Genomic DNA, 20,079 nt, shown 5'->3' on the forward strand with positions numbered 1-20,079 from the left:
GTGCCGGTTCTTTACACACCAAGGGAAAAACCATCTTCCCAAGGAATTGCTGCGAGAGCTTCAGATTAACCCAGCAGGGACAGCACGCCCTGAGGAATCTGGTTGGCCTGGGCCAGCACGGAGGTACCGGCCTGCTGCAGGATTTGGGCGCGAGTCATATTGGCCACTTCCACCGCGTAGTCGGCGTCTTCGATACGCGAACGGGCAGCAGACAGATTGGTTTCGTTGGTGCTCAGATTAGTAATCGCAGATTCGAAACGGTTCTGCACAGCACCCAACTCAGAGCGAAGAGTATCGACTTGGCTCAGGGCCTGGTCCAGTTGAGCCAAGGGCTCGGCAGGCGTAATGCTATCGAGAGCATCCGGGTCCGCCTGCAGGTTGAGCCCTTGAATATCGCTGGCAAGGTAAGCCTCGCCCTCTACTTCAACGAACGAAGTTGTACCATCTTGACCACCAGCCTGCGCCAGCTGTACCTGAGGATTACCATCTGCATCGGTGTAGGAAACCTCTTGGATCGTCACCTGACCTGCAGTGCCTGAAGAGAGGTCTGAATCAAACGATTCAACGGCAAGAAGAGTTCCATCCTGCTGCTCAACAACATAATCCCCGGTGCCATTACCTTCATCATCAAGAATTTCACGAAGGTTTCCAGAGATGGAAGATCCGTCGCTGGCATTCTGGATAGCTACAGGGGAAGAAGCTGAAGCGTCAAGCGTAAAGGTGCCGTCATTGGCAACGTCAGCCTTATCCAAGGCATAGAAGTTGCCGGCATCGGTCTTGACGAAGAGATCACCACTGCTATTTTCAGCGAATGAAGCAAAACTTTCGCCAGAAGGAGCTGTAAAACCACCACTATTCGGAGTGATAGTCAAATCAATGGAAGTTTCACCAGTTGAACTTTCCGCACCACCACCAAGGCTGCCCACAGCAACGGAAGTCGCAGAGGTAAGGTCAATATTCCCATTGCTATCAATGTTGCTTGCATCAACCTTGAAATACTCTACAGGATCAGTGCTGTTGTCATATTTCGCATAAACAGCACCCGTGTCATCCGTAACGAAGTCAGAAAAATCGCCATCACCAACGTTAGTACCATTCACACCAGACGCAATGTTTGCAGAATTAAGACTAATAGTACGGCTAAAATCAGTAACAGCTGTCTCTCCAGCGATACTGGTCTGAGACTCAACGCCAACCGTAGCAATTGCATCTCCAAGATTAAGATCAGGCTCAGTTGTCATCGCATTGGTGACATCAAAAGACTCAAGACCCAAAGTTCTTGCGTTAATTTCTTGCAGATTAACTGTAATCTGCTCATTGTCATTTGCACCAACTTGGATCTTGATACCTTGATCTTCAGACAGTACTTTAACTCCGTTAAAATTTGTCTCTCCAGAGATCCGATCTATCTCGTCAAGGCGCTGTCCGATCTCATCCTGGATAGATTGGAGATCGTTTTCTGAGTTGGTATCGTTTTGCGCCTGAACACTCAGCTCACGGATACGCTGCAGGTTATCATTGACCTGATTTAGCGCACCTTCGGCGGTCTGGGCGACGGAGATACCGTCGTTGGCGTTACGTTGCGCCTGGGCCAGACCGGTGATCTGGCTGCTCATGCGGTTGGCGATGGCCTGGCCGGCGGCGTCGTCCTTGGCGCTGTTGATGCGCAGGCCGGAGGACAGGCGCTCCATGGAGGTGGTCAGGGCGCTCTTGGACGCGTTCAGGTTCTGCTGACCGATCATGGAAGTGATATTGGTATTGATCACGGACATGGTGTCATCCTTCCTTAAAGTGTTGGGCTCCATTGGCGGACCGTCTTGGCCTGCCGCAACGGCGCCGTTGGCCGTTACCCTCTTTTATCGGTGGCTTGGCCGGAAGCTTTAGGCTGACACCAAAAAAATTTCTCGCTGGGGCGGCCGATGGCCTTCCATGGGGAGCGCTCGCGCCACTGTGTAGGGCCTGGCAGGTCAACCATGATGTCCTCTCCCTTTCTTTTCCCCCACCTTTCTCCTTTTTCTCCCCTACCTCCCCTTTCTCGCCTCCCCCCTACCTCCCTATGCCCAATCGCTGAGGCATGCGCGATGCGGTTGTTCTTGCGCGATCAATACTGGACTCTTGTCCACCTTTCCTGATCGGATTGGCCGCAGCCGTTACCTTGCATCGTCGATACAGGTTAGCGAATCAGAGCCATTCAGGTATGTTGAGGGGTGATATGCCACCACGCGGAATGTGGTGGCATCGCATGTCGTGCGCCGCGATCCGAAGTTGCCTTCGATGGCGGCGGCAAGACGCTGCCACAGGCATCTATCAACGCTGGCACCTGCCATGCTGGAAGCGTGGTATCGACGCAGCACAGTACCAAGGAAACGCGAGCGCCACGCATCACCGGCGCGAGGGAGGTCGAAGGTAGGATGCCGTTCAGACTTCGTGATGTAGCAGAAGACACCTGGCTGCTGATGGCCTCCTGCGGGATGTTGATGGTGGGAGCGGCAGGCCTCGCTGCCTGGCTGATTCAGCCGGGGGGCCAGCCATTGCTGGTGCCGGATGTCGCGTTGGCCAGCCTGGCAGGCGGTGGCGGTGTGCTGCTGCAAGTGCTGGGTTACGCCAAGGGGCGCATGCTCTGTGGTGCCTTGACGCTGCTGCTGGCGCTGTACGCCATCGTCCACGACCTGGTCGCTAGCGGCCCCATGGACGTCTTCTCGCTGCTGACGGGAGGACCGCGCATGACCAGCTGGGCCGGCATCTCGATGCTGCCGGGCTGCGTCGCCTTGATCGTTGGCGTGGAACACCGTCACGGGCGCTTCTGGTGGCGCCTGTCCGGCACCCTGCTGCTGCTGATCGGTCTGCTGTTCACGGTCTGGCTGCTGATTCCCGGGCAAGCTCCGCAGATCTGGCAGGTGACTCGCAGCACCTCACCGATGGCGGTCTGTCTGCTCTACCTGCTGGCTGGCCCGGCGTCGCTGGTGCTGGCCTCTCGTCCGCCCACACGACCACTGCACCTGCAACGGGCCAGCGTCGCGGTGGCCTGCGCTGGCGTGCTGCTCAGCAGCCTGGCCTGGCTATCGCTGAATCATGTGCGCCAGAGCCACGTCAAGCTGGAAGCCGAACACACCCTGACCAGCATCGAACAGCGCGGCCACGACCAGATGGCGCTGCATCGTCGCTGGCTCGATCGTCTGGCCAATCGAATCGGCGACCAGAGCAGCGACGTGGAAACCCTGGCCGGGATGATCACCTTCTACCTGCGCGATGTGCAAAGCCTGGAAAGCCTGTCCCTGTATCGCGGCGACGAGCGCCTGTGGCAACGCTCCCGGCGCGCCCAGCCCGCCATCTGCCACGCCAGCACTCCGCTGAACCTGCCCGCTGGCGGAAGCCTTGAACTGGAGCTTCCCGACAACCCCTTGTCGGCACCGGCACGCATGGTCAGAACCCTGGCCGATGGGCAGCTCAGGCTGATTGCCTGCATCGACCTTCCCGGGACCCTGGCTCCTGCGGTGGCTGACGACACCATTATCCTGGCCATGCAGGATGTCGATGGCGACTGGTGGTGCGGCTTCGGTCAGGACAGCATCGAGGTCAAGGACCCCACCATTCCGCGGCTGGCGGAACTCTCCCTGTCACTGGACGGGCGCACCCTGAGCATGCGCGCCCTGCCCGGCCCGGCCAGCCCTTGGTGGCTGGCCGGTAGCCTGCCGGCGCTGATCACCCTGATCGGGCTCGTGATGTCCTACAGCCTGGCCCTGACGCTGTCGTTGATGCGCACCTTGCTATGGCAGACCCATAGCCTGGTCGCCACCCAGGACCAACTGGAAAGCTATCAGGGCATTCAGTCGATGATCGCCCGCGAGGCGCCGCTGGCGGAAACCCTGGAAGCCTGCTGCCGACTGGTCGAAGGCCAGCTGCCGGATGCCATCGCCACCGTCCTGACGGTCGACGAAGGTCACGAGACCTTGAGCCTCGTCGCCGGCCGTGGTCTACCCGCCGACCTTGCCCCCCTGCTGGAGCGCACGCCCATCGGCGATACCTTCGGTACCTGGGCCATCGCCGCCAGGGACAGGGCCACCCGCGTCAGCGAAGACATCAGCCACGACCCGACCTGCGCCGGCATTCATCCACGTCTCCTGGACAGCGAACTGAAAGCCTGCTGGGCCTTCGCGGTGACCGCCAGCGACGACCGCCTGCTGGGTGTGGTCAGCCTGTTCTTTCACTCGCCGGCCACCCTGGAAGAGACACACAGTCGCCGGATCGAGCGCTGTCTGGAGCTGATCGCCCTGGCGGTGGAGCGCGACCAGGACCGCCAGGCTCTGATCCAGAGTGAGCAGCGCTACCGCTCGCTGTTCACCTACAACCCGGATGCCATCTACTCGCTGGATCACGAAGGCATCTTCATCGCCGCCAACACCACCTGCTCGACCCTCACCGGCGTGCCGCTGGACGATATCCTCGGCCGTCACTACGACATGTTCGTCAAGGACCGGGACCGCGGCTGGGTCAGAGAGGCGGTGCGCAAGACCCTCAAGGGGGAAGTCACTCACTACACCCTGAACATCACCACCCCACTGGGCAAGCGGGTGATGGACATCACCAACCTGCCGATCATGATCGAAGGGGACATTCGCGGCACCTTCGGCATCGCCAAGGACGTCACCGAGCGCCACACCCAGGAAACCCAGCTGCGTATCCTGCAGCGCAGCGTCGAGGCCAGCATCAACGGCATCGTGATTGCCGATGCGCGCCTGCCGGACTTCCCCATCATCTACGCCAATCCGGCATTCATGCGCATGACCGGCTATCCCGAAGATGAAGTGCTGGGCCGCAACTGCCGTTTTCTACAAGGGGGGGAAAGCGACCCCCAGGTGGTGGAGCGCATCCGTCGGCAGCTGGCCAATCGCAGTGAGGTGCGCGCCACCCTGCGCAACTACCGCAAGAATGGTGAAGCCTTCTGGAACGACTTGTACATTTCTCCGGTGACGGATGCCGGCGGCGACATCACGCACTTTGTCGGAGTGCAGCACGATATTTCCGAGCACAAGGCCTACGAGGAAAGCCTGGCCTACCACGCCAGCCATGACGCGCTCACCGGGCTTGCCAATCGCGCGCTGTTCGAGGATCGCCTGCGTCATGACTTTGCCCTGGCCAAGCGTCAGCACCATCACCTTGGCGTACTGTTCATCGACCTCGACGAATTCAAGCCGATCAACGACAGCCTTGGCCACGACGTCGGTGACAAGGTGCTGGTGCAGGTGGCCCAGCGCCTGACCGACGCACTGCGTCCCGGTGACACGGTGGCACGCTTTGGTGGTGACGAGTTCGTGGTGCTGCTGCCGGACCTGGAACAGCCGGAACAGGCGGTCAGCCTGGCCGAACGCCTGCTGCCCACGGTGGCACGGGCCTACCGGGTCGGCGAGCACGAACTGCACATCACCGCCAGCATCGGCATCGCGGTCTCCGACGACTCGACCCTGGAGCCCATGCAACTGCTGCAACAATCCGACATGGCCATGTATCGGGCCAAGCACCAGGGCCGCAATGCCTTGCAGCATTTCAGCCAGGACATTCACTGGGGCATGTCGGAGCGGGTGGCCATGCGTCACGACCTGCAGGCCGCCATCGACAACGACCAGCTGCGCCTGCACTACCAGCCGGTATTCGACAGCCACAGGGCGATCATCGGCGTCGAGGCGCTGCTGCGCTGGGAGCATCCGGTGCGCGGTCAGGTGCCGCCCCAGGACTTCATTGCGCTGGCCGAGGAGACCGGACAGGTCATCGCCATCAACCACTGGGTCCTGACCCGGGCCTGCAGCGACCTGCAACTGCTCAATGAGTCAGGGCTACGCGGCCTGGCGGTGGCGATCAACCTGTCGCCCCTGCAGTTCCGACGGGCCAACTTCCTCGAGACCGTGCGCGACACGCTCAATCGCACCGGCATCGACGCCCAGCAGCTGGTCCTGGAACTGACCGAGGGCATCCTGATGCATGACACCAACAGTGCCATCGAGACCCTCCAGTCACTGCGGGACATGGGGGTGGAAGTCGCCATCGACGACTTTGGCACCGGCTTCTCGAGCCTTGGCTATCTCAAGCATCTGCCGGTCAGCACAGTGAAGATCGACCGCACCTTCGTCAAAGGCCTGCCTGACAACCACGAGGATGGCGCCATCCTTCAGGGCATCATCGCCATGGCCCATCACCTGGGCTTGATGGTGGTGGCAGAGGGCATCGAACACGAGGCACAGTGGCAGTTTCTTAACCAGCATCACTGCGATGCCTTCCAGGGCTTTCACCTGGCACGCCCCATGCCCTTTGACCAGCTTGAACAGTTCCTGGGCGAGCACCCGCTGGCCACCCAGGGAGAGGTCATGGCCCGCTCACGCAAGCGCCAGTCCTTGCCCGGCTGATACGCTCTCGCCCCCTCGCGAGCGTCATATGCCGGCTAAAGATCCACCGCTCCCCGCCGATAACCTGTGCACGAGTGAACAGGCGTCGTCGAGGAGCCCCGCAGGTGGCAGACCAACAAGAATTCGAAACCATCCGTCACCCCCAGGAAGTGGCCCAACTGCTGGACTGTCTGAGTGGGCCGCAAGGCGCCGGACTGGTGTGGGAGAACAGTGCGGGAACTCCGGCGCCAGTGGTTCTGGTGGAGCTGCTGCCCGGCGAGTCGATCACCCTGGATATTACCGCCGCCGGCGATCTTGGCAGGCGCCTCAAGCAAGGGCAGCCCTTCCGACTGATGGGCTACTGCGAAGGCATGATCACCCGCACCTCAGTCCTCGAAGCCAGTCAGGGCGAGGTCGTCACAGCACTCAGTGCAACGGCCCAGGCCGCGGAGGCCGCTCGCCCACGGGGCAGCGGAGTGCCACCGCGCCAGCTGTGGCGCTGTCCCTATCCGGAAACGCTGGAACGACTGCAGCGCCGGCGCAGTTTCCGGGCCAGGCTGCGCCTGGGCATGGCCGCCGAAGCGATCCTGCACGATAGTGACGGGCAGCGCTTTTCCGGTGATCTGATCGACCTGTCCATCGATGGCTGTCGCCTCGATCTGCCCCACACCGCCGCGGCACTGCTGGGCAACGGCGGCGCTGCCATTCCCCTGGAGCTGGGCTTTCCTGACGGCTCGCGGCTGACGCTAAAGGCCTGCGTCCAGCATCACCGCTTCGATCCGGAGCGTCGGCTGGTCGAGGCGGGCTTTCACTTCACCGCTGTACGCGCCCACCAGGAGCGCACCCTGTGGCAGCTGGTGAGAGAGATCGAGCGAGAGTCCGCGCGTATCGCCGAGGGGGTCGATTCGCGGCGACCGCCTTCAGCGCTGTTCCAGCCCAGCCAGGGGCGGCGCGGGCCTCGCCTTGGCCGACGCGAGGCAGAAACCTATCCCACCGACATGACCCGCCGCCTGTCGCGCATCGCCGGCTACCTGCATGCCCAGGCCCTGGAGCTTGCCCAAGGAGGCTGCATCCATGGCCCGCGCCTGTCTCGCCAGACCGATCAGCTACTGGCGCTCTACGATGAAGACCGCAACGGCCTGATATTTGCGCTGCGCTTCCTGACCCGGGAATCCTGGCCGGTGCGCCATGGACTGTCGGTGGCCATCCTGCTGGTTGACCTGCTGGCCGACAGCCTGCCAGCGGAGCTGCGCAAGTCCATCACCGCCAGCGCCATGATCCATGACCTGGGCAAGGTACTGCTGCCGGCCCCCCTGCGGCTGACGCCGACCTTTGGTGACGCCGAGCGCAGCCGACTGATCCAGCACGTGGGCTGGTTGAAAGAGCGACTCAGTCACTGCGCCTGGATCAACGCCTCGGTGTTCGAAGCCGTGGCCTGTCAGATCAATGAACGCCTCGACGGCAGCGGATACCCCCTGGGCATTCAGGATGCCGATCTACGGGAACTGGCCCGGGCCAGCGCGGTGGTCGACGCCATCGATGCCATGCGCGCCCAGCGTCCGGATCGACCGCCCTGGCGTATCGCCGCGATCTACCGCTACCTGCTCGATCATCCTGAAAAGTTCGACAGCGTCTGGGTCAAGCGCTTCATCCAGCGCTTCGGCCTGTACCCGATCGGCGCCCTGGTGCGCTTCAGCGATGACTCCCTGGGCTGGATTCTGGCCCTGGACGACCAGGGCCGGCCGGCCTGCGTGCAACGTACGACGGGCCAGCCCCCCAGCCAGGTGCCGCGCGCCCCGCTCGACGGGACCCGGGTCGAGGGCGAGGCCCTGGCGGCGCTCGGCGCCATTCAGGGAGAAGTGATCATCGGCGCCTGATGCAGGCTGGCTCAAGTTGCCAATCACACCGCCGATAAGACGATATACCAAGCACAAGGACGCCTGTTCGAGCCACGGGCCCTCTGGCGTTCTGTCACACTGGTCACACTACACAGGAATCACGACATGGCCTCGATTTCATCGCTCGGCATAGGCTCCGGCCTCGACCTCAATGGGCTGCTCGACCAGCTCGAGGCGGCGGAACGCAAGCAGCTGGAACCCATCGTGGCCCAGCAGCAGAGCTATGAGGCCAAGATTTCCGCCTACGGCACCCTGGAAGGATCGCTCGAGAGCTTCAAGGAAGCGGTCGACAAGCTGGGAGACCCGGCGCTCTACCAGAGCCTGTCGAGCAATGTCTCCGGTGAAGGCATCACTGCCAGCACCAGCCAGGCCGCAAGCCCCGGGCGCTACGACGTATCGGTGACCCAGCTGGCCCGGGCCCAGAGCCTGGCCAGCGACGGTTTCGCGACCAAGGATAGCGAGCTTGGCGCCGGCACCCTGTCACTGACCGTGGGTGGCGAAGACATCAGCATCACCTTGAGTCAGGAAGACAGCACCCTGGAAGGACTGCGCGATGCCATCAATGACGCCGAGGCCGGCGTCAGCGCCTCGATCATCGATACCGGCGACGCCGACAATCCTTATCGCCTGGTACTGTCCACCAGCAAGACCGGCGTGGACGCCTCCATCAGCGCCATGAGCTTCACCCCTGATGCCGGGGTCACCAGTGATCTGGATACCAAGCTGGCCTTCGATATCGCCACCCCCGACCCCGACGACACCGGCGCTGGCATGCACCAGTCCGTGGCCGGCGCCAACGCCGAGCTCAGCGTCAACGGGATCGCCATCACCAGTGCCTCCAACACGGTCAAGGACGCCATCGAAGGGGTCGAGCTGTCGTTGACCGAGACCGGCGACACCACCGTCAAGGTCGAATACAACAACCTGGCCCTGCGCGAGGCGGTCAGCGGGTTCGTAAAGAGCTACAACGAGCTCAAGGGCACCATGGGCACCCTGACCAGCTTCGATGCCGAGACTGGCGCCTCCGGCGAGCTGCTGGGCGATGCCACCCTGCGCAGCATCGAGTCGCGGCTACGCAGCACCCTGACGGGCGGCGTCGCCCAGGGCGAATTCCGCAGCCTGACCGATATCGGCATCACCCTGCAGCTGGACGGCACCCTGGAGCTGGATGAAGACCGTCTGAACGAGGTCATCACCACCCAGCGCAACGATCTTGCCAGCTTCTTCACCGGTGGTGAGGACGGTGTCGGTCTGGCCGACAGTCTCGATGACACCCTGGCCGCCATCCTGGATGACGGTGGCCTGCTCGACAATGCCACCAGCGGCCTCGAGACCCGCATGGAGAGCCTCGAGCGCCAGTACGAACGCACCGAGAAAAGCATCGATGCCACCGTCAGTCGCTACCGCACTCAGTTCGGCCAGCTGGACAGCATGATCGCCAGCATGAACCAGACCAGCAGCTATCTGACCCAGCAGTTCGATGCCCTCAATGCTCAGTTGAATCAATGACGTTGCGTCCACAACGATGATGTCGTCAGCCCCACGACAAGAGGAAGAGTGAGATGAACCAGGCACAGGCCACTTACGGCCGCGGCCGCGGCGCCGGCGCCTATGCGCGCATGGGAGTAGAAAGCGGCGTGATGTCGGCCAGTCCGCATCAATTGATCGTGATGCTGTTCGACGGCGCCCAGGCCTCGATTCGCGCCGCCAGGCTACACCTGGAAGACGGCAACATCGCGGCCAAGGGCGCCGCCATTTCCAAGGCTCTCGACATCATCAACAGCGGCCTGCGTGCTGTTCTGGATGGCGACAAGGGTGGGGAGGTGGCGATCCAGCTGGATAGCCTCTACGACTACATCGCCCGCCGCCTGCTCGATGCCAACCTGCGCAACGATGTCGCTGGCCTCGACGAAGCCGAACGCCTGATCGAGGAAGTCGCCTCGGCCTGGCGCGAGATCGGCACCCCTAATCACCCCTGAGCGCCCGAGGTTCTCCATGCCCCCGCTTGCCGAGTACCACAGTACCGACACCGCGACCCTGCTGCTGACTCGCTACGAAGCGCTGCTGGCGCTGACCGAGCAGATGCTGGCCATGGCCAGCGAGCATGACTGGGACGGTCTGGTACGCCTGGAAACGGACTACGTGACCCAGGTCACGGCGCTTCAGGGCCCCTTGCCCGCAGACGGCATGAGCGATACCCAGCGCCAGCGTCTGGGTGAGCTGCTCGAGGCCATCCTGCACAATGACCTGGTAGTGCGTGAATGTCTGGTCGAACGGCGGGACGAGCTGGGCGAACTGCTCAACGTCTCTCGTAACCAGCAGGATCTGCACCGTGCCTACACCGGCGGTCGCGTGGTGAACGCCGGCGCTCGCTTCCGTCGTGAGACGCCGTGAGCGGCATCACCCCGCTGATCGACACCCTGCTCCACCAGGTGCTGGGCAAGCGTGTCGATGTGCCCCCCGCCAAGGACCCCAACGCCCCGGTCAAGCCGATCGACCCAGGTCGCGGGCCGGGCGCCGTACACAGCGACTCGCGGCTGGACGCTCGACGTACCGCTCACAGCAGTGTCACCACCTCCGCGCCTGCTTCAGCCAGTGGGGACACCGCACCAAGCGCTGACCGCCCCGCCTCGACCATCACCCAGCTCAGCGCTCCGGGAGCGCGTATCGCTGAGCTGCTGGCGCGATTTCCCGCACCGCCTTCGGCGCTGTCGCCATCACGTCCGCTGCTGGCAACACCACCAGGGCCTGCAGCGGCTGCCCAGCCATCCCCCGCAACGCTGTCGCCAGCCGCCAGCTCGCCACCTCCGCCGGCAGCAACCGCGGCCAGCTCTGCCGCCGCAGCCTCCCTTGCTAGCCGACCGCCTGCGAGTGCGCCTGTTGCGAGTGCGCCTGTTGCTGGCTCACCCGTTGCAGGCGCCCCTCTGGCTGGCCCTTCGACCCCAGCGGTGGCCCAGTTGGCCGAGCGCCTTGGCTCCAGCGTGCGTGACAGTGGCCTGTTCTACGAATCCCACCTGGGACGCTGGCTGGGTGGCGAGCTGGATCGCGCCCAACTCGCTCGGGAGCCACAGATGTGGCGCCCCCTGGTCTTCCGCCCCCTCAGCGATCCCAGCGTGGCGCCTTCGAGCCCATCGACACTACAGGCGCCCTGGCGAACCACCCAACCCGCCGGCTTCCTGCCCAGCCTGGCACCGGTGGCCCATCCTCGGGGCGATGTCCTGGTCGAAGCGGGCGAGCGGTCCTCGGGACGCCAGGAGCCCGCGCAGCCAACCGGCGTTCACGAGAGCCTGGCGCCGCTGGTTCGCCATCAGCTAGAGCTGCTCGCCGCCCCCGTCCTGCGCTGGGAAGGCGATGTCTGGAGCGGGCTGTTCATGGCCCTGGCCATCCATCCGCCTCAACGCGAACCCGATCGGCGCGAAGGGGGCCAGCAACGCGGAGAGGAGCCTGGCGACGAGGGTGCCTGGCGCACGGACATCCAGCTCACATTGCCCGACCACGGCACGCTCAGCGTCACTGCCGTGGTCGGACAACAGCACCTCCAACTGATCCTTGCCACCGCCAGCGAACCCCTCAGGCAGCAGCTGGAACAGGGCCGCGCGACCCTGATCCAACGCCTGAGCGGCCATGGCGTCGGCGAGGTGAGCATGACCATCCAGCGAGGCGCCGACGATGACGGATGACACGCCTTCACGGCGCCAGGCCGTAGCTCTGGCTTACGGCGAGGGAGACAGTGCGCCCAGGGTGATCGCCAAGGGCTATGGGGACATTGCAGCCCGGATCATCGACCAGGCGCGCCAGCAGGGCATCCACGTCCACGACGAACCCGCCCTGGTGGGTCTGCTGATGCAGTTGAATCTGGATGAACAGATCCCGCCTGCGCTTTACCAGGTCATTGCCGAGCTGCTGGTATGGATTGGCGAGCTGAATGATGTAAGAAATGAAACAAAAAGGTAAATAAATGTACGACGCTAAGTTTACTTGGCTTTTTATGGCGTCGTAAGCGTCGGTTTTCTATGAACATTCATTTTTCTTGATACATATCAGCCAACCAGCGTTGATGCGTTGGCGGCACTCTTGCCTTGCGCCACACTGTTACTGATCGACAATACCCCGGACGAAGGAGTGAAGACGAACACGTAAACGTCACACAGTGGCGATACTCTTCGTCCGCATCCCCAGGGGTGTAACAGTTTTATCTAAAGCTGGCGATGATCAGCAAAAAAGAAAACGATCAAGGCAGGGAACCTATGAGCAGTCACTCACTGATCGACGAGATTCAGGAATTGAATCTTGCCTATCTCTTGCTGGCGCAGCGCTTGCTGGCCGAAGACCGCACCACTGCCAGGCTACGCCTGAACATCAGTGAGGAACAGGCGGATCTTCTCGAGAGCTTCAACGCACGCCAATTGACCCGCCTGTCCCGCACCAACCAGCTGCTGTGCCAGCTTGGCATCGGTTCCACCGACCAGCTGCGCCAAGTCGTGGACAACCCGCGGGAGCAGGGACTTGCCCATCTTCATTCTTCCCTGCTGATGGCCTGCAACTCGGCTCGCGCCGGAGGGGCATGACCATGAGCACCAAGAGTCTGGTCGAGGAGATGCACCAGGTTCAGCTTGCGATCGATTTGATCGAGCTGGGCGCTCGTCTTCAGGTACTCGAGACGGAAACCGACCTGAGCCGGGCGCGCCTGATTCGCCTGTTCAAGGAAGTTCGAGGCATGTCTCCGCCCAAGGGCATGCTGCCGTTCTCCACGGACTGGTTCATCACCTGGCTGCCCAACATCCATTCCTCGCTGTTCTATGCCTACTACCAGCGTCTGCTGGAGCAGGACTGCGAGCGCATGGAGGCTTTCGTCAAGGCTTACCGGCTGTATACCGAGCAGGTCGATATCGACGCCGCCGAGCCGGTGCTGGGCCTGACCCGCGCCTGGACCCTGATCCGCTTCTTCGAAAGCGACCTGCTGCAGCTGAACACCTGCACCCGGTGCCAGGGACATTTCGTGGCCCATGCCCACTCCCCCAGCCATGACTATGTGTGCGGCATCTGCCAACCCCCTTCCCGTGCCGGCAAGACCCGCCGTCGCCAGGCGCTGACACAGGACGGCGTCAGCGCCGAGCCGATCGCCCGACCGGTCAAGCACCAAGCCTGATCCAGCCCCGCGCCGAGGGCTTCGCAGCAAGCCCCGGCGTGGTGGTTCCTGCCTCTCTTGCTCCGATTCAGCTCACCTCAGCGGCCCGATCCTCGCCGCCCAGCCCAGCACCGCCGTTGGGATAGCTTGGCGCTCTTCGCGACCACGATGAAGCCGGTGCAAACTCCGACCCGCCGCGAACAGGCACTTTTTTTCCATGAACGCTGATTTCACGCTCAAGTCCTGCGTGATCAGGCCGATAACACCAGCAGAACGTCTTCCACGTCCCAGCAAAGGATAGTCGTCGTGCTGATACCCATCGGATTCGCGGTCGTGCTGCTGTCGGTGTTCGGAGGCTTCGTGCTCTCCGGCGGCAGCCTGGGCCCGCTGTTCCAGCCGACCGAACTGCTGATGATCGGTGGTGCCGGTCTCGGTGCCTTCATCGCCTCCAACCACGGCAAGGCGCTCAAGGCGACCTTCCGCATCTTCCCGCGCCTGAAACGCTCCAAGCGTTATGACAAGGCCATGTACATGGAGCTGATGGCGCTGCTCTACCGGATTCTGGCCAAGGTCCGGCGCGACGGCATGCTCGGGATCGAGCGGGATATCGACAACCCCGCCGAGAGCGCGCTGTTCAGCGAGTATCCCAAGGTGCTCGCCGACCCCATGATCATGAACTTTCTGACCGACTACCTGCGCCTGATGGTCGCCGGCAGCATGGATCCCATGGAGATCGACGAACTGATGCTCCATGAGATCGAGATGTTCGAACAGGAAGCGCATATCCCCGCCGATGCCATCGCCAAGGTCGGCGACGCCATGCCGGCCTTCGGGATCGTGGCCGCGGTCATGGGCGTGGTGAAGGCGCTCAGCGCTTCCGCCGCCGACCCTTCCGAGATGGGCGTGATGATTGCCCACGCTCTGGTCGGCACCTTCCTCGGGATTCTGCTGGGATATGGCTTTATCAGCCCACTGGCCAGCCGCATCGAGCGTCAGACAGGCGAGTCGGTGAAGATGCTGCAATGCCTGCGTGTCACCATGCTGGCCAGCCTGCATGGCTACCCGCCGCAGCTGGCGGTGGAATTCGGCCGCAAGGCGTTGCACACCAGCGAGCGCCCCAGCTTCAAGGAGCTGGAAGATCACGTGCGTGACGCCAAGGCTGGCGCGGGGGCGGCATGAGCAGCGCCGACCAGCGTCGCCCCATCATCATCCGCCGCAAGAAAGTGGTGCATCGTCATCATGGTGGCAGTTGGAAGATCGCCCTGGCCGACTTCATGACCGCACTGATGGCGCTGTTTCTGGTGATGTGGATCCTGTCATCCTCCAGCCGCGAGACCCGCGAGGGGGTCGCCGATTATTTCAGCATGCCGCTGCTGGCGTCGATGACCAACGGTGACAGCGTCGCCATGAGCCCCCAGGTCATTCCTGGAGGCGGCCCCGACGTGACCAGCCAGCAGGGCGAGCGCATGCGCATCGACCTGAAGCGCCAGACCCGGCCCAGCGAGCAGCAGCGCCGGGCCTTTCGCAACCTGCAGCAGCGTATCGAGCTGGCCATCCAGCAGGACCCCAAGCTGCGTGGCCTGCGCGATCAACTGCGTTTTGACATGACCCAGGAAGGCCTGCGTATTCAGCTCCTGGACGATGAGCAGCGTCCGATGTTCGCGCTGGGAAGCGATCGGGTGGCGCCCTACCTGCGGGACCTGCTGCGTACCATGGCCCCCCTGCTCAATGACCTGCCCAACGACCTCAGCATCAGCGGCCACACCGATAGCCTGGCCTACCTCAACAGCAACGGTAGCTACAGCAACTGGGAGCTGTCCTCTGACCGCGCCAATGCGTCGCGCCGCGAGCTGATCGGCGGCGGCCTCGACAGTGGCAAGCTGCTGCGCGTGGCCGGGCTGGCCGACCAGGTCGTCATGCCCGACACCCAGGCCGACGACCCGATAAACCGCCGCATCGAGCTGGTGGTGCTGTTTCCCAGTGTGGCCGAGCTGATCCGTCACCCCGGCACGCTGGATCCGCGCTCCACGCCCCCCACCAGCAATGACAACAGGGCACTGATGGCAGGCCCCCTCGAGAACATCGAAGCGCGCTTCCAGGGCGCCCTGGCCAATGCCACGACAGCGCCGTCCGACGAGCCCCACTGACCCCGGGTGACACACGCATGGATATCACCGATTTCTACGACACCTTCTTCGAGGAAGCCGAAGAACTGTTGGCAGACATGGAGCGCCATCTGCTGGAGCTTGACCCGGCGGCGCCGGACACCGAGCAGCTCAACGCCATCTTTCGTGCCGCCCACTCCATCAAGGGCGGCGCCGGCACGTTCGGCTTCGACGTGCTGCAACGCACCACACACCTGTTCGAGAACCTGCTCGACCATACCCGCCGGGGGGAGCTGCGCCTGCGCCCCGACATCGTCGATATCTTTCTGGAAACCAAGGACATGCTCAACGACCAGCTGGACGCCTATCGCAACGAACAGGCGCCGGATCAAGAGGCCTACGAGCGCATCTGCCAGACCCTGAAGACGCTGGCCCTGGAAGAGATCGGCCAGTCTCTGGATGGCGGCCATGAGGCAGCGCCAACGCCCGCCACGCCTCCAGAGCCTGAGGCCGCCCCGGCTGAGGACGCGCCCACCCTCCCGAGCGCAGGAGACCAACTGCTAGTCGCGCTGATCGGCGTCGGCGACAAGGACCGGGAACTGCTGGTGGAAGAGCTGGCCCAGCTGGGCGAGGTGGTGGAACAGCGCGGCGATGCCGAGCGCTACGAAGTGGTGCTGTCCACCAGCGTCAGCGCCGAAGATATCGAGGCGGTGATGTGCTTTATCGCCGAGCCAGAGCAGGTAGCGATCAGCACTGCAGCCTCATCCAACGCGGCCGATGACGTGCACGCGCAGGCAACAGGCAGCGAGCCGGAGGCTTCTTCACAGGGCGCTTCTTCACAGGGCTCTGCTTCCACCGACTCTCCGTCCACATCGCAGCCTGCCTCGACGTCCCCTGCCAAGGCGGCGGCTGGTGTCGAGCGCAAGACCAGCGCGAAACCGGCCAAGGAAAACAGCTCCATCAGGGTGTCGGTGGACAAGGTCGACCAGATCATCAACCTGGTCGGTGAGCTGATCATTACCCAGTCCATGCTCGATCAGACGGTCAGCGAGCTGGACGGCGCTGCCGATCCGCGTTTGCTCAACGGGATGAACCTGCTGCAGCGCAATGCCCGGGACCTGCAGGAAGCCGTGATGTCGGTGCGCATGGTGCCCATGGACTATGTCTTCAGCCGCTACCCCAGACTGGTTCGGGACCTGGCCGGCAAGCTCGATAAGGAAGTGGAGCTGACCACCGAAGGCGAGTCCACTGAGCTCGACAAGAGCCTGACCGAACGCATCATCGACCCGCTGACGCACCTGGTTCGCAACAGCCTGGATCACGGTATCGAGTCTCCCCAGACCCGCCTGGCCGCCGGCAAGCCTGCCACCGGACGCCTGACCCTGTCGGCCCAGCACCAGGGCGGCAACATTCTGATCGAGGTGATCGACGACGGTGCCGGACTCGACCGTGAACGCATCCTGGCCAAGGCCAGAGACAGCGGCCTCAGCGTCTCCGACAGCATGAGCGATGACGAGGTCTGGCAGCTGATCTTCGCACCGGGATTCTCGACCGCCGCCCAGGTCAGCGACGTGTCTGGCCGCGGGGTCGGCATGGACGTGGTCAAACGCAACATCCAGGCCATGGGCGGTCACGTGGAAATTCTGTCGCGCCAGGGCCAGGGCACCACCACCCGCATCGTGCTGCCGCTGACCCTGGCCATCCTCGACGGCATGTCGATCAGAGTCGGCGACGAAACCTTCATCCTGCCCCTGTCGGCGGTGCTGGAGTCGCTGCAGCCGTCCAGGGAGCACCTCTATTCCATGGCCGGCGATGACCAGGTGCTGCAGGTTCGCGATGAATACCTGCCGGTGGTGGCGGTACACGAAGCGCTGGATGTCGCCAATGCCCGAACCGAGATCACCGAGACCATCGCGGTCATCGTCCAGGGCGAGGGCCGCCGCTATGCCCTGCTGGTGGACGACCTGATCGGCCAGCAGCAGGTCGTGGTGAAGAATCTCGAGACCAACTACCGGCGAGTCCCCGGTGTCTCTGCCGCCACCATCCTCGGTGATGGCAGCGTGGCGCTGATCCTCGATATCGCCGATCTGCACCGGCTGCATCGGGAGAAGCGCCAGCGCAAGCCCCGCGACCTCGCTAGCCAGACCGCCTCTCACTCCCTGACGGAGGACCTTTCAGCATGAACCAGCACACCGATCTGGCGGCACAGGCCGCCACCGACCTGAGCCATCGTGAATTTCTGGTGTTTTCCCTCGGTGACGAGGAATACGCCATCGACATCCTCAAGGTTCAGGAGATTCGTGGCTACGAGAACGTCACCCGCATCGCCAACGCACCGGCCTTCATCAAGGGTGTCACCAACCTGCGTGGCGTGATCGTTCCGATTGTCGACCTGCGCATCAAGTTCCACCTGGAACGCGTGGAGTACGGCGGCCAGACCGTGGTCATCGTGGTCAACGTGGGCACACGGGTGGTCGGCATCGTGGTCGATGCGGTCTCCGACGTCATGACCCTGGCGCCGGACCAGATCAAGCCAGCGCCGGAATTCGGCGTGACCCTGTCGTCGGACTACCTGAGCGGTCTGGGCAGCCTCGATGACCGCATGCTGGTACTGGTGGACATCGACAAGCTGCTGACCAGCGATGAAATGGCCCTGGTCGAGCACGCCGGCGCCAGCGCCTGAACACGCCCCTGACGACTCCAACGCCCCACGGCTGACAAGAAAAGACGCCCCAATAGGAATGGCACGTGAAGCGACTCAACGACATGACGGTAAGACTGAGCTGGACCCTGGTACTCGGCACCTTCGCGCTGCTGGTACTGGTGCTCAGCGGCCTTGGCCTGTACATCACCTCGCTTAGTGAGAATTCGATCCAGCGACTCAATGAAGTCAATGTCGATCAGCAGTCGACGCTCAATCGGGTCAATTCCCAGCAGCTTTTCGTACAGGTGGAGCTGCGCGACATCCAAGCCGGACTGCTCGACGCCGTCTGGCCTGAGGAGCGGGAACCCCTGACCGCCGCCGCCGCCGCGCTGGACGCCCAGCTGGTCCAGCTCAAGCAGGTCTTTGACGAGTTCATGGCCTTGCCGGCACGGCCCGAACAAGCGGAGCGAATCGCTGCTGTCGAAGCCAGCTTTCATGCTCTGGTCGATGACGGTCTGGCCCCGCAGCAGGCCGCGCTGGCAGCGGGCAATACCGATGCCTTCACCCAGGGGCGCGAGAACCTGATCGGCCTGAGCACAGCCTTCTATACCGCGGCGGTCGACTTCTTCGTCACGGCCGAGCACAACGGTCATGCCCTGTACGACACCTTTCTCGAGCGCATGAGCCTGCTGCAATGGGCCATCATTGCGGTACTGGTGATCGCTGCCCTGACCATCGCTGGCGTGCTGTGGGGAGTGACCATCAACGTCATTCGCCCGCTCGGCAGACTGGTTGGCTACTTCGAAGCCGTGGAGGGAGGACGCCTCGACCAGCAGATTCCTCAGCGCGGCAACAACGAGATCGGCCGTCTTTACGCCTCCCTGGCCAAGATGCAGGCCGGACTCGCCAGCACCGTCGGTGCCGTGCGTGACAGCGGCGACCTGATCTACCGTGGCGCCCAGCATATCGCCAGCGGCAACAACGACCTGTCCGCGCGCACCGAGCAGCAGGCGGCAGCCCTGGAAGAAACCGCCTCGAGCATGGAAGAGCTGTCCTCCACGGTCAGCCAGAACGCCGACAACGCACGCCAGGCCAGCCAGCTGGCCAATGAGGCCAGCAGTGCCGCTGGCCGTGGCGGCGACGTGATGGAGTCGGTCGTCACCACCATGCATGACATCCGCTCTGGCTCCCACCGGGTAGCGGACATCGTCGGCACCATCGATGCCATCGCCTTCCAGACCAACATCCTGGCGCTGAATGCGTCGGTGGAAGCCGCCCGTGCCGGTGAACATGGCCGCGGCTTCGCCGTGGTCGCCGAGGAAGTGCGCAAGCTGGCCAGCCGCTCCTCCGAGGCGGCCCGCGAAATTCGCGAGCTGATCGACGCCTCCTTGAGCCAGGTCGGCTCCGGCTCCGAGCTTGTCGATGAAGCCGGCGGGGTCATGCGCGAGCTGGTGAAGGCGGTGACGCGGGTCAGCGACATCATGGACGAAATCGCCTCTGCCACCACCGAACAGAGCCACGGCATCGGCCAGGTCAACGACGCCATCACCCAGATGGAACAGGTCACCCAGCAGAACGCCCAGCTGGTGCAGCAGGCAGCCTCGGCCTCCAATCAGCTTGAGGCCGAGGCCAGCCGCCTGACCGCCACCATGAGCCGCTTCCAGCTTGTCGAAAGCGGTGAGCGCCAGCGCCAGGACGACCTGACCCGCTGGATGCCGGCGCTGCGCTCGAGTCAGCGCGATGCCGACGCCAGCCGTCACGCGCAACAACGCAACGAACACGCCAGCAGTACCACCAGCCGCGCAGACGGCAATGCGAGTGAAGAGGAGTGGGAGTCGTTCTGACGCCCTGACCAGAACCGCGCTGGCGTGCCCCTAAACACCCAGCGCGGAGCCCAAAAAGAAACACATAAGAACACCGCCACGCA

General features: G+C 63.2%; 15 protein-coding genes. 14 read left to right on the forward strand and 1 reads right to left on the reverse strand.

Features of this window, described 5'->3' with window-relative positions; translation table 11 throughout:
* Positions 1–65 precede the first annotated feature (65 nt).
* Complete coding sequence (locus KUV86_RS06240) at positions 66–1,772, reverse strand: flagellin (RefSeq protein WP_222484116.1); 1,707 nt, start codon at positions 1,770–1,772, stop codon at positions 66–68.
* Positions 1,773–2,411: 639 nt separating this feature from the next.
* Here KUV86_RS06240 and KUV86_RS06245 point away from each other — a divergent pair.
* The 14 genes from KUV86_RS06245 (at position 2,412) to KUV86_RS06310 (ending at position 19,996) form a co-directional block, all read left to right on the forward strand.
* Positions 2,412–6,398: a bifunctional diguanylate cyclase/phosphodiesterase gene (locus tag KUV86_RS06245; RefSeq protein WP_222484117.1), complete on the forward strand. Its 3,987-nt coding sequence runs from the start codon at positions 2,412–2,414 to the stop codon at positions 6,396–6,398.
* Between the two features lie 104 nt (positions 6,399–6,502).
* The gene (locus tag KUV86_RS06250) at positions 6,503–8,254 is read left to right on the forward strand and encodes an HD domain-containing phosphohydrolase (RefSeq protein WP_222484118.1); all 1,752 of its coding nucleotides are present in this window, start codon (positions 6,503–6,505) and stop codon (positions 8,252–8,254) included.
* A gap of 126 nt (positions 8,255–8,380) precedes the next feature.
* Positions 8,381–9,784 carry a flagellar filament capping protein FliD gene (gene fliD, locus KUV86_RS06255; RefSeq protein ID WP_222484119.1) on the forward strand — a complete coding sequence of 468 codons (1,404 nt, stop codon included), beginning with the start codon at positions 8,381–8,383 and terminating at the stop codon, positions 9,782–9,784.
* Between the two features lie 53 nt (positions 9,785–9,837).
* A complete protein-coding gene (gene fliS / locus KUV86_RS06260; protein ID WP_206941896.1) occupies positions 9,838–10,254 on the forward strand; it encodes a flagellar export chaperone FliS in 417 nt (138 codons plus the stop codon).
* 16 nt (positions 10,255–10,270) lie between these two features.
* Positions 10,271–10,669, forward strand: a complete 399-nt coding sequence (gene fliT, locus KUV86_RS06265; RefSeq protein ID WP_242520793.1) for a flagellar protein FliT — start codon at positions 10,271–10,273, stop codon at positions 10,667–10,669.
* The gene (locus KUV86_RS20065) at positions 10,666–11,955 is read left to right on the forward strand and encodes a flagellar hook-length control protein FliK (RefSeq protein WP_222484120.1); all 1,290 of its coding nucleotides are present in this window, start codon (positions 10,666–10,668) and stop codon (positions 11,953–11,955) included. Before fliT ends, KUV86_RS20065 begins: the two co-directional genes overlap by 4 nt.
* Entirely contained in the window at positions 11,945–12,229 is a 285-nt protein-coding gene (locus KUV86_RS06275; RefSeq protein WP_222484122.1) for an EscU/YscU/HrcU family type III secretion system export apparatus switch protein, read from the forward strand. Before KUV86_RS20065 ends, KUV86_RS06275 begins: the two co-directional genes overlap by 11 nt.
* 293 nt (positions 12,230–12,522) lie before the next feature.
* Positions 12,523–12,843, forward strand: coding sequence for a flagellar transcriptional regulator FlhD (locus tag KUV86_RS06280; RefSeq protein ID WP_206941902.1), 321 nt, complete (start codon positions 12,523–12,525; stop codon positions 12,841–12,843).
* 2 nt (positions 12,844–12,845) lie between these two features.
* Positions 12,846–13,424, forward strand: coding sequence for a flagellar transcriptional regulator FlhC (gene flhC, locus KUV86_RS06285; RefSeq protein ID WP_206941904.1), 579 nt, complete (start codon positions 12,846–12,848; stop codon positions 13,422–13,424).
* 285 nt (positions 13,425–13,709) lie between these two features.
* On the forward strand, positions 13,710–14,582 hold the full coding sequence (motA, locus tag KUV86_RS06290) for a flagellar motor stator protein MotA (protein WP_206941906.1): 873 nt from the start codon (positions 13,710–13,712) through the stop codon (positions 14,580–14,582).
* The gene (gene motB / locus KUV86_RS06295; RefSeq protein WP_206941907.1) at positions 14,579–15,550 is read left to right on the forward strand and encodes a flagellar motor protein MotB; all 972 of its coding nucleotides are present in this window, start codon (positions 14,579–14,581) and stop codon (positions 15,548–15,550) included. Before motA ends, motB begins: the two co-directional genes overlap by 4 nt.
* Positions 15,551–15,567: 17 nt before the next feature.
* Positions 15,568–17,691, forward strand: a complete 2,124-nt coding sequence (gene cheA / locus KUV86_RS06300; protein WP_222484123.1) for a chemotaxis protein CheA — start codon at positions 15,568–15,570, stop codon at positions 17,689–17,691.
* The gene (gene cheW, locus KUV86_RS06305) at positions 17,688–18,191 is read left to right on the forward strand and encodes a chemotaxis protein CheW (protein ID WP_206941909.1); all 504 of its coding nucleotides are present in this window, start codon (positions 17,688–17,690) and stop codon (positions 18,189–18,191) included. Before cheA ends, cheW begins: the two co-directional genes overlap by 4 nt.
* A 65-nt stretch (positions 18,192–18,256) precedes the next feature.
* Complete coding sequence (locus KUV86_RS06310; protein ID WP_224907889.1) at positions 18,257–19,996, forward strand: methyl-accepting chemotaxis protein; 1,740 nt, start codon at positions 18,257–18,259, stop codon at positions 19,994–19,996.
* Positions 19,997–20,079: the final 83 nt, after the last annotated feature.

Source organism: Halomonas sp. DP8Y7-3, from assembly GCF_019801675.1.
In the GTDB taxonomy this organism is placed as follows: domain Bacteria; phylum Pseudomonadota; class Gammaproteobacteria; order Pseudomonadales; family Halomonadaceae; genus Halomonas; species Halomonas litopenaei_A.